Raw genomic sequence first — 14,554 nt, forward strand, 5'->3', positions numbered from 1 at the left:
GTGTTTTAAAAGGGACAGTGCCTATTCAGGGCACTGTCCCTTCTTTTTCATCGACATTGTTAGTCATTTTACGATAAGATAAGATAAAAGAAAGAGAAGCACCCCGGTTGTAAACACTGGGATGTTTTTTTTGCAAGGAGGGATATGTTATGAAGGCAGAAACAATCTACACAATACCGCTTTTGCCGTTGCGCGGGATGCACGTATACCCGACGATGGTACTTCATCTTGATGTTGGGCGCGATCGTTCCATTGAAGCGTTGGAGGCCGCTATGATGAATGATCAGCTTGTTTTCTTATCCGCACAAAAAGATCCGGAACAAGATGACCCGTCTGGAGATGATGTATATGAAGTGGGGACACTTACAAAGGTAAAACAAATGTTAAAACTTCCAAATGGGACGATGAGGGTTCTTGTGGAAGGGCTTAACCGTGCAAAATTGATTTCCGTCGTTGATCAGACTTCTTTTTATGAAGCAGTCGTTGAAGTGCATGAAGAAGAAGCCGAAAAAGATGCCGAAATGGAAGCGCTTATGAGAATGCTTTTGAAGCAGTTTGAACAGTACGTAAAACTGTCAAAAAAAGGTTCTTCGGATACACTAAGCTCTGTTTCGGATATTGAAGAGCCAGGCAGGCTTGCTGATATTGTTACATCACATATGTCACTTAAAGTGAAAGAAAAACAGGAAATTTTAGCAATATTTTCAGTAAAGGCGCGTCTAGAGCGTCTTATCTCACTTTTACAAAATGAACGCGAAGTGCTGAATTTAGAGAAAAAAATCGGCCAGCGTGTGAAAACATCGATGGAAAAAACGCAAAAAGAATATTATTTACGCGAACAAATGAAAGCAATCCAGCAAGAGCTCGGCGATAAAGAAGGTAAAACGTCTGAAGTGCAAGAGCTCACAGTACGAATTTTAGCAGCGACTATGCCAGAGCAGATTGAAAAAACCGCAATGAAAGAACTAGATCGCTATGAAAAAATCCCGCAAAGTGCAGCGGAAAGTGCTGTCATTCGTAATTATTTGGAATGGCTTATCGTGCTTCCATGGTCAAATGCGACGGAAGATGATCTAGATGTAATGAAAGCAGAAGATGTCTTAAACCGTGATCATTATGGTCTTGAAAAAGTAAAAGAGCGTGTGCTTGAGTTTTTGGCCGTTCGTCAATTAACTCAATCGCTTCGAGGTCCAATTCTTTGTCTTGGCGGGCCTCCAGGTGTCGGAAAAACCAGTTTGGTCCGTTCCATTGCTGAATCACTTGGACGTAATTTTGTACGTATTTCACTTGGCGGTGTTCGTGATGAGTCTGAAATTCGGGGTCACAGACGCACATACGTCGGTGCAATGCCCGGTCGGATTATTCAAGGAATGAAAAAAGCAGGTACGATTAATCCCGTTTTTTTGCTGGATGAAATTGATAAAATGTCGAACGATTTTCGCGGTGATCCATCATCTGCCCTTCTTGAAGTACTCGATCCGGAACAAAATGCGAACTTCAGCGATCATTACATTGAAGAAACATATGATTTGTCGAATGTGATGTTTATTGCGACAGCAAACGATTTAAGCGCCATTCCGGGGCCTTTGCGTGACAGGATGGAAATTATTTCAATTGCTGGTTATACGGAAATAGAAAAAGTTCGTATTGCAAAAGATCATTTATTTCCGAAGCAGGTAAAAGAAAACGGATTGACAGGTAATCAAATTCGATTAAAAGAAGAAGCTGTTGTTGATATCGTTCGCTACTATACGCGTGAAGCGGGTGTTCGTAGTCTCGAGCGTCAGCTGGCAGCTATTTGCCGGAAAGCAGCAAAGAAAATTGTGTCTGGCGAGAAAAAGCGAATCTCGGTTACCGACAAAAATTTGGATGATTATCTAGGCAAACGTATTTTCCGCTATGGCCAGGCGGATACAGAAGATCAAGTTGGTGTGGCGAATGGTCTGGCGTATACAACAGTAGGCGGCGATACATTGCAAATTGAAGTATCGCTTTCACCCGGAAAAGGCAAATTGATTTTAACGGGTAAGCTTGGTGATGTGATGAAAGAGTCGGCGCAGACCGCATTCAGCTATGTCCGTTCTAAAGCAACTGAGCTTGGCATTGAAGGAAATTTCCATGAACATCATGATATTCATATTCATGTTCCAGAGGGTGCCGTCCCAAAAGACGGTCCATCGGCCGGTATTACGATGGCTATCGCACTCATTTCTGCTTTAACAGGCCGTCCTGTACACCGTGAAGTGGGAATGACCGGTGAAATTACATTGCGTGGACGTGTTCTGCCAATCGGCGGTGTGAAAGAAAAATCACTCGGTGCGCATCGGGCAGGATTAAAAACAATTATTTTGCCAAAAGAAAATGAAAAAGATATCGATGATGTGCCAAAAAGTATCCGTGAGGGGCTGACATTTTTAACAGTTTCGACGATGGATGAAGTGATGGACATCGCGATCGGAGGAAGTAATAAATGAAAGTAAATAATGTAGAATTGGTTATCAGTGCTGCGAAACCGCATCAATATCCAGATATCGGATTGCCGGAGTTTGCACTGGCTGGCCGTTCAAATGTTGGAAAGTCATCATTTATTAACCGAATGATCGGCCGTAAAAGTATGGCACGCATTTCATCAAAACCGGGGAAAACGCAGACACTTAACTTTTACAAAATTGAAGATACTTTGTTTTTCGTGGACGTTCCGGGTTATGGTTATGCGAAAGTGGCGAAGACAGAACGAGCTGCATGGGGACCGATGATTGAAACATACATGACAGATCGGCCACAGCTTGCGGCATGTATACACATTGTCGATTTACGGCATGCGCCATCAGCAGATGATGTGGCGATGTACGACTTTTTAAAACATAACGAAATCCCCGCGATTGTCATTGCAACGAAAGCGGACAAAATTCCAAAAGGTAAATGGCAAAAGCATGTAAAAATCGTAAAAGAAACACTCGACTTTGATCCACTTGATGAAATGATCGTCTTTTCATCAGAAACCGGTCTTGGAAAAGAGGAAGTGTGGAAAGCGGTCAAGAGAAGAATGTATCAGGATAAAGAATATGAAAAAGAAAATCGTCAAGAAAATGAATAAAAAAAGCTGTTCCCAGTCGTTAATGGATGGGAGCAGCTTTTTCTTGCTGATTAAAAAAAATAAACTTAATCAAGGCAAGTGATCAATATTTTGATGGTTTCTTGGCACTTTTTTTCACAAACAATAAATATCCACCGGCAGCAATTAAAATAAAAGGCCAAAATTGCCAAATAGAAAACGCTTTTTCTTCAAGAAGTCCAAACCAGCCCGTGATGGTACCGTAAAACAGTGTTAAAGCGGCAAGTATTAAAAAAAGAATGCCGTGAAACAAGCCACTGCCTGTTTTTTGATACTGCAATAAAAAGCCGAGTGCAATAATTAAAATAAAAACACCGGTATCATTGGCCCACCAGCCGAGGTAGTCGATTACATAAAAATGAATGCCGAAGCCGGTTAATACTGTACCTGGCAAAATGCCGTATCCATCACTTTTATAACCCTCTGCTAAAAATGCGATACCTGTAATGAGTAAAAGTGCCGGCCAGCCAAGATAAGGTTTTACCCATAAAATGGCGGATTGCTGAAAAAAAAAGTATAATCCAAACCCGATTAAAATAAACCCTGGAAAAATACGTTGTCCATTCATCATCAAAGTCCCCGCTTTCCAAATGATTCTATTGCAAAAATCGTTTCTTTTTGATAATGTTTACAATGTAGAGGCCCACAGGATGTGGGTCACAAAGATATTACGATCTTAGTCTTTAATCTTTTTAAAAAAAGTGCTGCTTTTAATGTTAGCATATGTTCACAATTCATGAATGAGAAAAATGATTTAAGTGTGATATAATACAAACAACAATGATTCGTTTTCGGGGGTGCAGTAACATGCATATCATTACGGTGGGATTAAACTATAAAACAGCCCCGGTAGAAATTCGCGAGCGTCTTTCTTTTCAAGAAGACGTAATTGCAACAGCAATGACAGAGCTCCAAAAACAGAAAAGCGTGCTCGAAAATGTCATTATCTCGACGTGCAACCGTACAGAAATTTACGCGGTCGTTGATCAGCTGCATACCGGTCGTTATTACATTAAAGAATTTTTATCCAAATGGTTTAACATTGCACAAGAAGAATTTACGCCTTACTTGTTTATTTATGAGCAGGAAGCAGCGATTGAGCACCTTTTCCGTGTCTCAGCAGGCTTAAATTCAATGGTGCTTGGTGAAACACAAATTCTTGGGCAAGTTCGGCAAAGCTTTTTGCAATCGCAGGAAATAGACGCAACTGGCACCGTCTTCAATCAGTTGTTTAAACAAGCGATTACGCTTGCTAAGCGTGCACATGCAGAAACGGAAATCGGTGCGAATGCCGTATCGGTAAGTTATGCAGCAGTTGAACTCGCAAAGAAAATTTTCGGGAAACTTGATGGGCGTCATATACTCGTTATCGGTGCCGGAAAGATGGGCGAACTTGCGATTAAAAACTTGCACGGAAGCGGTGCAACAAAAGTAACAGTTATGAACCGGACTTTTGAAAAAGCAGAAGTGCTTGCTAGTCGTTTTGACGGACAGGCTAAAATGATGAATGAACTGCAGTGTGCGCTCATGGAAGCGGATATTTTAATTAGTTCAACAGGATCAAAGGAATATATTATTACGAAAGAATTAATGACAAGCGTGCAAAAAATGCGGAAAGGGCGCCCGCTTTTTATGGTAGATATTGCGGTTCCACGAGATATTTCACCAGAAATTGCCGATCTTGACAGCGTCTTTTTATATGATATTGATGATCTAGAAGGCATTGTGCAGGCGAACCTGGCTGAACGCGAAAAAGCGGCAGCAAATATCGGTCTTATGATTGAAAAAGAAATTGTCGCGTTTAACGAATGGGTTAATCTGCTTGGTGTTGTGCCTGTTATTTCCGCTCTCCGTCAAAAGGCTTTAGCAATTCAGGCAGAGACGATGGAAAGCCTTGATCGCAAACTGCCGCATTTGAGTGAGCGTGATCGGAAAGTGTTAAGCAAGCATACGAAAAGCATCGTTAATCAAATGTTGAAAGATCCTGTATTGCAGGCGAAGGAACTTGCAGGCGATAAGCGTGCAGCAGAGAAGCTTGATCTATTCATGCAAATCTTCAATATCGAAGAAGAGGTGAAAGGATTAAAGCAGTCGCAGGCAAAAGAAAAGGAACGCGTTCAGACAGTTCATGCAAAGCCTTTACTCCAGTTTTAAGTGAGGTTACGCAATGTTTGAACAGGGAATGACTCGGCTCCATGAATTAATGATTATTTTATATGCAGTAAGTGTACTTCTCTATTTTCTGGATTTTGTACAGCGAAATCAGAAGGCGAATAAAATCGCCTTCTGGATTTTATCGATTGTTTGGAGCCTTCAAACAATTTTTTTATGTCTTTACATGTATAATACAGGCAGATTTCCGGTCCTCACATTATTTGAGGGACTTTATTTTTATGCATGGGTATTGCTCACAATGTCGCTTATTTTAAATAAGTTACTTCGAATGGACTTTACTGTTCTTTTTACAAATGTGATTGGCTTTTTAATAATGACGATCCATACATTTGCGCCCGTACAAGTCGAATCGCAGGCAGCAGCAGAAAAGCTTGTTTCAGAGCTTTTACTTATTCATATTACGATGGCGATTTTGTCATATGGCGCTTTTTCCTTTTCATTTATTTTTTCAGTACTTTATTTACTTCAATATCGTCTGCTGAAAACGAAAAAATGGAATGAGCGTCTCTGGCGTCTTGGTGATCTCGGCAAGCTTGAAAAGTTGTCGGTCATTCTAAATGCAGTGGGCGTACCGCTTCTCTTGCTTAGCCTTATTCTTGGGCTTGTCTGGAAAACACTTAAATTGCCGGATATTAGCTGGTTTGATTTGAAAATTGTCGCGTCATTTGTTTTACTATTGGTATACAGCATTTTTTTATATGTAAAAGTACGAAAAGAATGCTCAGGAAGAACGCTTGCAATTATGAATACGGCAGCGTTTCTCATTATTTTAATTAACTTTTTCCTCGGAAGCCGGCTGTCCACATTCCATTTCTGGTATTCGTGACATCCGGCTTTCGGTCTAGATGGAGGGTACTATGCGAAAAATTATTGTCGGATCAAGAAGAAGCCGTCTCGCGTTAACGCAGACGAATCAAGTTATCGATCAATTGAAGAAACTGTCACCTGAGACTGAATTTGAAGTGAAAGAAATTGTCACAAAAGGGGACCGGATTTTAGATGTCACCTTATCTAAAGTCGGTGGCAAAGGCCTTTTTGTGAAAGAAATTGAGCAAGCGATGTTTGATCACGAAATCGATTTGGCGGTTCACAGCATGAAAGATATGCCGGCTGAACTTCCTGAGGGACTTGTCATTGGAGCGGTACCAGAACGTGAGGACCACCGAGATGCCTTTATTTCAAAAGGACATGTAAAGTTTCACGATTTACCAGCGGGTTCAATAGTTGGCACAAGCAGCCTTCGCCGCAGTGCTCAGCTGCTTGCCGTGCGTTCTGATATTGAAATTAAATGGATTCGCGGCAACATTGATACACGTCTTCAAAAGTTGGAAAGTGAAGAATACGATGCGATTATTTTAGCAGCAGCTGGTCTCGCACGTATGGGATGGTCATCTGACGTTATCACAGAATTTTTAGATGAAGACTTATCCGTTCCTGCGGTTGGACAGGGAGCGCTTGCAATTGAATGCCGTGAAAACGATGCGGAACTTTTGGAGTTGCTTGCGAAATTCACATGTGAAAACACGAAGAAAACGACGACAGCAGAGCGTGCTTTTTTAACGGCTGTTAATGGCGGGTGTCAGGTGCCTGTTGCGGGCTTTGCGAAAGCAGATGGTGAAACACTCTCTTTAACAGCACTTGTTGCGTCACCGGACGGCAAAACGGTGCTAAAAGAAACAGTCGTAGGCCGTCATGCAGAGCAAGTCGGTTTAGAGGCGGCTCGTCTATTAAAAGAACGTGGTGCTGTGGATTTAATTGAAGCAGCGAGAGCGGAATCAGAGTGAATATCGATCATCCTTTATCAGGAAAACGAATTGTTGTAACGCGTCCTAGGGGACAGGCAGCACCGTTTATTGGTAAAATAGAAAAAGCGGGCGGCACAGCATACGCAGTGCCGCTTATTGCGTTTAAAATGAATGAAGGCATTCAGGACGAAGCGGTATTGAATCAGCTGTTTACATATGACTGGATCATCATCACGAGTAAAAATGGTGTTGATTTTTTTATGAAGAAAGTGAAAAAAATGGGTGTGGATATAAAAACGGTTCCGGCTAAATTTGCGGCGATCGGGACGAAAACAGCTGAAGCACTTAAACGGTATGGAATCACCGTTTCCTATATACCAAAACGCTTCTCCGCAGATGATTTGGCGGAAGACATCGAAACAGGCCGATTTACGCCAAAAAATGCGCTTATTCCTAAAGGAAATCTTGCCCGTGACTTAATAGGCGAGACGATTCGCAACACGGGAGCGGCAGCGGATGACTGGGTTGTGTACGAAACGTATTTTCCTGAAAAAGAAAAAGAAGCATTGCTTCATCTTATCCGGCATGAACAAATTGATATGTATACATTTACAAGCCCGTCGGCTGTCCGCCATTTTATCCATACGTTAAACGAAGCAGAAGAGCCACTTCCAGAGGCTGACTTTGCTTGCATTGGACCAGTAACGAAAATAGAAGCAGAGAAATATGGAATAAAGGTTTCGATCTGTCCGGATGAGTACACGATTGATTCGCTTGTTTCTGATATGATTTATTACTACAAGGAGTGAAGAACATGACAAATGAATTTGCGAGACACCGCCGCTTACGCCAAAGCACCAATATGCGCGCATTAGTACGGGAAACAGTGTTAAGTGTGAATGATTTTATTTATCCGTTATTTGTGGCAGAAGGAAAAGGAATTCGAAATGAAGTGTCTTCAATGCCCGGTGTATTTCAGCTTTCCATTGATAATTTGAAGGAAGAGTTCGATGAAATCGTCAGCCTGGGCATTAAATCGGTTATTTTATTTGGTTTGCCGATTGACAAAGACGATGTTGGAACAGGCGCCTATCACAATCACGGGATTGTTCAGGAGGCAACGCGCTACATTAAAGAACAGTATCCTGATTTAGTGGTTATTGCAGATACGTGTCTATGTGAATACACAGATCATGGCCATTGTGGCGTTGTAGAAGGCGGTAACGTGTTAAATGATCCGTCGCTTGAGCTGCTCGTAAAAACGGCGGTAAGCCAGGCAGAAGCAGGGGCAGATATCATTGCGCCATCCAACATGATGGATGGCTTTGTGACGGCGATCCGCCAGGGGCTTGATGCAGCGGGTTATACGGAGATTCCGATCATGTCCTATGCGGTTAAGTACTCATCCGCGTTTTACGGACCGTTTCGTGAAGCAGCGGATTCTACGCCGCAGTTTGGCGACCGGAAAACGTATCAAATGGATCCGGGAAACCGACGTGAAGCGATGCGTGAAGCGGCAGCTGATATAGAGCAAGGCGCGGACTTTTTAATCGTTAAGCCGGCTCTCTCTTATCTTGATATTATTCGCGACGTACGCACTGAATTTGACGCACCTGTTGTGGCGTATAACGTAAGCGGCGAATATTCCATGGTAAAAGCTGCGGCATTGAACGGATGGGTGGATGAAAAAGCGATCGTTCTGGAAAAATTAACGAGTATGAAACGGGCAGGCGCCGACTTGATCATGACGTATCACGCAAAAGATGCAGCGCGCTGGATAAACGAACAATAACAGGAAGGGGAGACATATATGCGTTCATTTGAAAAATCGAAAGCAGCCTTTAAGGAAGCCGTTAAAATAATGCCGGGCGGTGTAAACAGTCCCGTTCGGGCGTTTAAATCCGTTAACATAGATCCGATCTTTATGGAGCGTGGAAAAGGGTCTCATATTTATGACATTGATGGAAATGAGTATATTGACTATGTTTTGTCATGGGGGCCCCTTATTTTAGGCCATACGAATGAAAACGTAGTGGAAGCATTGAAAAAAACAGCAGAAACCGGTACAAGTTTCGGTGCTTCCACATTACTTGAAAATGAAATGGCTGAACTTGTCATTGAACGCGTTCCATCGATTGAAGTGGTCCGCATGGTCTCAAGCGGTACAGAAGCAACGATGAGTGCGCTTCGCCTTGCACGCGGCTACACAGGCCGAAATAAAATTTTGAAATTTGAAGGATGTTATCATGGACACGGTGATTCATTGTTAATTAAAGCCGGTTCTGGTGTGGCAACACTCGGTTTGCCTGACAGTCCGGGAGTCCCGGAAAGTGTGGCGAAAAATACGATTACAGTGCCTTATAACGATTTAGAAAGTGTTCGTTACGCGTTTGAACAATTTGGAGAGGATATCGCCTGTATAATCGTTGAACCGGTCGCCGGCAATATGGGTGTGGTTCCGCCCCAGCCTGGATTCCTTGAAGGGCTGCGTGACATTACAGAACAATATGGCGCACTGCTTATTTTTGATGAAGTGATGACCGGTTTCCGCGTAGGCTACAATTGTGCACAAGGTCATTTTGGTGTGACACCGGATATTACCTGTCTCGGCAAAGTGATCGGAGGCGGTCTGCCCGTTGGAGCATACGGCGGAAAAGCAGAAATTATGAATCAAATTGCCCCGGCTGGTCCGATTTATCAAGCCGGTACATTATCCGGCAATCCGATGGCGATGACAGCAGGGATCGAAACGCTTCGCCAGCTCACGCCGGAAACGTACGACGAATTTGCGCGCAAAGCAGACTTACTTGAAAAAGGATTGACGGAAGCAGCTCGAAAACACGGCATTCCCATTACATTCAACCGGGCAGGCTCAATGATCGGCTTTTTCTTCCATGAAGGGCCTGTTCATAACTATGATGATGCGAAGAACTCTGACCTTGCTTTATTTGCGGAGTATTACCGTGAAATGGCACTGGAAGGTGTTTTCCTGCCACCATCTCAATTTGAAGGACTATTTTTATCAACAACTCATTCAGATGAAGACATTGAGAAAACAATTGCAGCCACTGAAAAAGCATTCAGCCGGCTGAAAAAATAATTTTTCTATTGGAAGGGTGGTTTCTACAGCCAGCCAATTGAAAGAAATGACCTCGGTATGTTGTGCCCGGGTCATTTCTTTTTGTTTACAATCTATTTTACGCACAATATAAGAAAAAAAGGAACAATAAATAAAAGAAAAAATCCAGTCATAAGCAAGATGGAGAGGATGAATGAAAGTGAATGAGCGAGTCATCCGAAAAGCCAGTCTATCTGGACTGCTCGCAGGTATGGTTTTAGCTGTATTCTTAAAAGGGATCGAGCAAACAACTAATCATAAAGTATACACTCTTTTATTAAACATCGATTATATCCCGATTCTTAACCGCTACACTTTGCCTGAATGGGTTGAAGTTGCGTTTCATCTTATCATTTCTATTGTAGTAAGTCTTCTCCTGTATTTTGCTATAGGCTACAGGAGAATAAGCTCCCATAAAAGAATCATTTTATTATGTATGGCTAGCTGTTTCATTATTGGGTTCATACTTTTTCCAACCACGGCTCTGTCTCATAGGACACCTTCTGTTACTAGCGTACCTGCTTTGTCTTATTGGCTAACGGGTCATATTGTGTACGGATATGCGCTAGGCTTTTTACTATCCAGAATGAAAGAAACGTTTTGAACAATCGTGCGGGGCTCTATTTGGACAAACCCGATTTAATCGGAATGATACCGCAGCTCCATTCATAAAATAAGCAGCAGGATAAAAAAGGAGCTGATTTTGGTGGATGAATTATTTTTCATATCCATTGAAGAAGGTGTCGTGTTCCCTGATGGAGAAAATGTGGAAGAATTACTGTCGATCTCGCTTGACCCGCAAGTGACAATGGACTCCAAAGATGAAGGCACAGCCCTTAACGGTACAATTGAAGTGACGGGTGAGTATTGTGTTTTAACGGAAGAAGAAGAGAACATCCGGCAATTTTTCCGGCACATCCCTATTCATGCATTTATCCCGCCTGACCGCCGGATCGCAGATGATACAGATATTCAAATACACTCATTTGATTACGACGTACAAAAGCCCGACCGTTTAGTTCTCACAGCCGAGCTCGCCGTTGCAGTTTCTCTTAAGGAAGATGAAACAGTGTTTGAATTTGACTCGAATTCAAATGAAGAGCACGCAGAAAGTGTAGAGGCAGAGGTAGAGGTAGAGGAAGCATCTGTCGAAGAGCATGAAGAGAGTGTAGATGAATCAGCGTCCGTACAAGTTCAAAAGGGACATACAGAAGAGCCATCTATATTTAGCTGGCTCGAAGAACGGTCTGAACATCAGGCCGAATGGCGATTTGCAATTGAGCCGTCCGGTGAGGTTGCGCTTATATCCACTCAAGATGAAGCGCCGCCGCAAGAAGAATGAGAAGGGCTAGCAAAATAACATCCATCGTTGTTGGAAAAAATAACGTGCGGAGTCCTTGAAAACAGCAAAACGGAACAATGATCCCGCATGCTACACGACGGCAGCGTCGGAGCCAGGGCGGCCACCGATCATAATGGCGCATCATATTTATACACCTGCCTTTTTTCATATTGTATGTAAAAAAGGCGGAAAACGTGTGTGCAAGCATTGACGGGCTTTATCTATTTCGGATAAGATAATGGTATTAAAAAAGAAAAGTGTGGACCTGGAAAAGGTAGTACCGTGAACAATCCTCTTCGTCCTTTTCAAGACGGGAGGCTTTTTTTTGTTAAGGAGGAAAAACGGAATGTTACAACAAAATGAAACAACGATGCCGACAAAATATGATCCAAAGACCATCGAAAAAGGACGTTATGACTGGTGGACAGCCGGCCAATTTTTCGAAGCAAAAAACGATGAAACAAAAGAGCCCTATACAATCGTTATTCCGCCGCCAAACGTAACAGGGAAATTGCATCTTGGACATGCATGGGATACGACGCTGCAAGACATTTTAACACGTATGAAACGCATGCAAGGCTATGACGTACTCTGGCTGCCAGGCATGGATCACGCAGGCATTGCGACGCAGGCGAAAGTAGAACAAAAGTTGAAAGAAGAAGGAACGACACGCTATGATCTCGGCCGCGAGAAATTTTTAGAAGAATCGTGGAAATGGAAAGAAGAATATGCAACCCATATTCGCGAGCAGTGGGCGAAACTAGGTCTCGGTCTTGATTATAGCCGCGAGCGCTTTACACTCGATGAAGGCTTGTCAAAAGCGGTTCGTGAAGTATTTGTAAAGCTCTATGAAAAAGGATTAATTTATAGAGGCGAATACATTATTAACTGGGACCCGTCGACGAAAACGGCGCTGTCTGATATTGAAGTTATTTATAAAGACGTACAAGGTGCGTTTTATCATATGAAATATCCGCTTGAAGACGGTTCCGGCTATATTGAAGTTGCGACGACACGTCCGGAAACGATGCTTGGCGATACGGCAGTTGCCGTTCATCCAGAAGATGAACGTTACAAGCATTTAATCGGCAAACATGTCGTGCTGCCAATTACAGGGCGTATTATTCCGATTGTTGGGGATGATTACGTTGATATGGCATTTGGAAGCGGCGCGGTAAAAATTACGCCAGCGCATGACCCGAATGACTTTGAAATCGGTAACCGTCACAATTTGCCGCGTATTCTTGTCATGAATGAAGATGGCACAATGAATGCGGAAGCGGGCAAATATAATGGCCTTGATCGTTTTGACTGCCGGAAACAAATTGTGAGCGATTTGCAGGAGGAAGGCATTCTATTCAAAATTGAAGATCATCTTCATTCAGTCGGTCATTCCGAGCGAAGCGGCGCGGTCGTTGAACCGTATTTATCGACACAATGGTTTGTGAAAATGGCGCCGCTTGCTGGTGCTGCTGTTGATTTGCAAAAAACAGAGGAAAAAGTGAATTTCGTGCCGGATCGTTTCGAGAAAACGTACTTGCACTGGATGGACAATATTCGTGATTGGTGTATTTCTCGTCAATTATGGTGGGGCCACCGTATTCCAGCCTGGTATCATAAAGAAACAGGCGAAGTGTATGTCGGGCATGAGGAGCCGGCGGATGCAGAAAACTGGGAACAAGACAACGATGTGCTGGATACGTGGTTCTCATCTGCTCTATGGCCGTTTTCAACGATGGGCTGGCCTGATACAGAAGCTGTTGATTTTAAACGCCATTACCCAACTGCTGCACTCGTCACAGGCTATGACATCATTTTCTTCTGGGTATCGCGTATGATTTTCCAAGGACTTGAGTTTACAGGCAAACGTCCGTTTAATGATGTATTAATTCATGGACTAGTCCGAGATGCGGAAGGCCGCAAAATGTCAAAATCACTTGGCAATGGTGTGGATCCGATGGAAGTTATCGATCAATACGGTGCCGATTCACTTCGATATTTCCTTGCGACAGGAAGCTCGCCAGGACAGGATTTGCGTTACACAACGGAAAAGGTAGAAGCGACATGGAACTTTGCCAATAAAATTTGGAATGCTTCCCGCTTTGCTTTAATGAATATGAACGGTATGACGTATGACCAGATTGATTTATCTGGTAAAAAATCCGTAGCAGACGAGTGGATTTTGACGCGTTTAAACGAAACGATCGACAATGTGACGCAGTTATCGGAGAAATATGAATTTGGTGAAGTGGGCCGTACACTTTATAACTTCATCTGGGATGATTTCTGTGACTGGTATATTGAAATGGCGAAATTGCCGTTGTACGGAGAAGATGAGCAAGCAAAACAAATGACGCGTTCTGTTCTTGCGTACGTGCTCGATCATACAATGCGTCTATTGCATCCGTTTATGCCATTTATTACAGAAGAAATTTGGCAAAACTTGCCTCATGAAGGGGAAACGATCGTTGAAGCAAAATGGCCAGTAGCCGATCACTCTTTAACAAATAAAGAAGCGGCTATGGACATGAAACTGCTTGTTGATATCATTCGTTCCGTGCGTAACATTCGCGCAGAAGTAAACACACCGATGAGCAAAAAAGTGCCGCTCATCATTAAAGCGACAGACGAATCTGTATTGTCTACATTAACAGAAAATCGCTATTATATTGAGCGTTTTTGTAATCCGGAAGAGCTTGTCATTGAACTTAATCCAGAAACACCGGAGAAGGCCATGACTGCTGTGGTCACAGGGGCTGAATTGTTTATGCCGCTTGCAGGACTTCTTAATTTAGACGAAGAAATTGCCCGTCTTGAAAAAGAAAAAGCAAAATGGCAGTCAGAAGTAGACCGCGTGCTGAAGAAACTTTCGAATGAGCGTTTTATGTCAAAAGCGCCGCAAAAAGTGGTGGATGAAGAACGGGCGAAAGAAGAAGATTACCGAACGAAACTTGCCGCTGTAGAAGCACGGATTGAAGATTTAAAAAATTAAGAAGCAGAAAAAGACGGATCGCTCGCTCTGCGGGGCGGATTCGTCTTTTTCGTACATAGAGGGAGAA

The 14,554-nt window shown here is 42.9% G+C and carries 13 protein-coding genes; 11 read left to right on the top strand and 2 right to left on the bottom strand.

All coding sequences use genetic code 11. The features are described from left to right. The first annotated feature begins 149 nt into the window (after nt 1-149). Both lon and yihA read left to right on the top strand, forming a co-directional pair. Nucleotides 150-2,474: an endopeptidase La gene (lon, locus tag ACZYRN_RS00830; RefSeq protein WP_488909607.1), complete on the top strand. Its 2,325-nt coding sequence runs from the start codon at nt 150-152 to the stop codon at nt 2,472-2,474. After that, a complete protein-coding gene (gene yihA, locus ACZYRN_RS00835; RefSeq protein WP_488909608.1) occupies nt 2,471-3,097 on the top strand; it encodes a ribosome biogenesis GTP-binding protein YihA/YsxC in 627 nt (208 codons plus the stop codon). Before lon ends, yihA begins: the two co-directional genes overlap by 4 nt. An 82-nt stretch (nt 3,098-3,179) precedes the next feature. Here the strand turns inward: yihA and ACZYRN_RS00840 are convergent, their stop codons facing one another. Next, nucleotides 3,180-3,683 (bottom strand): hypothetical protein, encoded by a 504-nt coding sequence (locus tag ACZYRN_RS00840; RefSeq protein WP_488910512.1) that lies wholly within the window; start codon nt 3,681-3,683, stop codon nt 3,180-3,182. Between the two features lie 239 nt (nt 3,684-3,922). Here ACZYRN_RS00840 and hemA point away from each other — a divergent pair, with 239 nt between their 5' ends. The 8 genes from hemA (at nt 3,923) to ACZYRN_RS00880 (ending at nt 11,495) form a co-directional block, all read left to right on the top strand. Continuing rightward, on the top strand, nt 3,923-5,269 hold the full coding sequence (gene hemA / locus ACZYRN_RS00845; protein WP_488909609.1) for a glutamyl-tRNA reductase: 1,347 nt from the start codon (nt 3,923-3,925) through the stop codon (nt 5,267-5,269). Nucleotides 5,270-5,282: 13 nt separating this feature from the next. Further along, on the top strand, nt 5,283-6,116 hold the full coding sequence (locus ACZYRN_RS00850) for a cytochrome C assembly family protein (RefSeq protein WP_488909610.1): 834 nt from the start codon (nt 5,283-5,285) through the stop codon (nt 6,114-6,116). Between the two features lie 31 nt (nt 6,117-6,147). Further along, nucleotides 6,148-7,074, top strand: coding sequence for a hydroxymethylbilane synthase (gene hemC, locus ACZYRN_RS00855; RefSeq protein WP_488909611.1), 927 nt, complete (start codon nt 6,148-6,150; stop codon nt 7,072-7,074). Next, nucleotides 7,071-7,844, top strand: a complete 774-nt coding sequence (locus tag ACZYRN_RS00860; RefSeq protein WP_488909612.1) for a uroporphyrinogen-III synthase — start codon at nt 7,071-7,073, stop codon at nt 7,842-7,844. The genes hemC and ACZYRN_RS00860 overlap by 4 nt, the downstream gene beginning before the upstream one ends. A 5-nt stretch (nt 7,845-7,849) precedes the next feature. Beyond that, nucleotides 7,850-8,827, top strand: coding sequence for a porphobilinogen synthase (gene hemB / locus ACZYRN_RS00865; protein ID WP_488909613.1), 978 nt, complete (start codon nt 7,850-7,852; stop codon nt 8,825-8,827). Nucleotides 8,828-8,845: 18 nt separating this feature from the next. Next, on the top strand, nt 8,846-10,135 hold the full coding sequence (gene hemL / locus ACZYRN_RS00870; protein ID WP_488909614.1) for a glutamate-1-semialdehyde 2,1-aminomutase: 1,290 nt from the start codon (nt 8,846-8,848) through the stop codon (nt 10,133-10,135). 172 nt (nt 10,136-10,307) lie between these two features. Further along, nucleotides 10,308-10,757 carry a hypothetical protein gene (locus ACZYRN_RS00875; protein ID WP_488909615.1) on the top strand — a complete coding sequence of 150 codons (450 nt, stop codon included), beginning with the start codon at nt 10,308-10,310 and terminating at the stop codon, nt 10,755-10,757. A gap of 102 nt (nt 10,758-10,859) precedes the next feature. Further along, complete coding sequence (locus ACZYRN_RS00880) at nt 10,860-11,495, top strand: hypothetical protein (protein WP_488909616.1); 636 nt, start codon at nt 10,860-10,862, stop codon at nt 11,493-11,495. On the opposite strand, the gene ACZYRN_RS00885 is transcribed toward ACZYRN_RS00880, so the two are convergent. Then, nucleotides 11,455-11,640, bottom strand: a complete 186-nt coding sequence (locus tag ACZYRN_RS00885) for a hypothetical protein (RefSeq protein ID WP_488909617.1) — start codon at nt 11,638-11,640, stop codon at nt 11,455-11,457. The genes ACZYRN_RS00880 and ACZYRN_RS00885 overlap by 41 nt on opposite strands. 201 nt (nt 11,641-11,841) lie before the next feature. Between ACZYRN_RS00885 and ACZYRN_RS00890 the strand changes: the two genes are divergently transcribed. Beyond that, nucleotides 11,842-14,487 carry a valine--tRNA ligase gene (locus ACZYRN_RS00890; RefSeq protein ID WP_488909618.1) on the top strand — a complete coding sequence of 882 codons (2,646 nt, stop codon included), beginning with the start codon at nt 11,842-11,844 and terminating at the stop codon, nt 14,485-14,487. Nucleotides 14,488-14,554: the final 67 nt, after the last annotated feature.

The organism is Domibacillus sp. F004, assembly GCF_057814295.1.

Excerpts from the sequence above, each read along its gene's own strand:
- ACZYRN_RS00840 (WP_488910512.1), bottom strand. The coding sequence starts at position 3,683 with ATGAATGGACAACGTATTTTTCCAGGGTTTATTTTAATCGGGTTTGGA.
- hemC (WP_488909611.1), top strand. The coding sequence starts at position 6,148 with ATGCGAAAAATTATTGTCGGATCAAGAAGAAGCCGTCTCGCGTTAACG.
- ACZYRN_RS00885 (WP_488909617.1), bottom strand. The coding sequence starts at position 11,640 with ATGATGCGCCATTATGATCGGTGGCCGCCCTGGCTCCGACGCTGCCGT.
- ACZYRN_RS00850 (WP_488909610.1), top strand. The coding sequence starts at position 5,283 with ATGTTTGAACAGGGAATGACTCGGCTCCATGAATTAATGATTATTTTA.
- ACZYRN_RS00875 (WP_488909615.1), top strand. The coding sequence starts at position 10,308 with ATGAAAGTGAATGAGCGAGTCATCCGAAAAGCCAGTCTATCTGGACTG.
- hemB (WP_488909613.1), top strand. The coding sequence starts at position 7,850 with ATGACAAATGAATTTGCGAGACACCGCCGCTTACGCCAAAGCACCAAT.
- yihA (WP_488909608.1), top strand. The coding sequence starts at position 2,471 with ATGAAAGTAAATAATGTAGAATTGGTTATCAGTGCTGCGAAACCGCAT.
- lon (WP_488909607.1), top strand. The coding sequence starts at position 150 with ATGAAGGCAGAAACAATCTACACAATACCGCTTTTGCCGTTGCGCGGG.
- ACZYRN_RS00890 (WP_488909618.1), top strand. The coding sequence starts at position 11,842 with ATGTTACAACAAAATGAAACAACGATGCCGACAAAATATGATCCAAAG.
- hemA (WP_488909609.1), top strand. The coding sequence starts at position 3,923 with ATGCATATCATTACGGTGGGATTAAACTATAAAACAGCCCCGGTAGAA.
- hemL (WP_488909614.1), top strand. The coding sequence starts at position 8,846 with ATGCGTTCATTTGAAAAATCGAAAGCAGCCTTTAAGGAAGCCGTTAAA.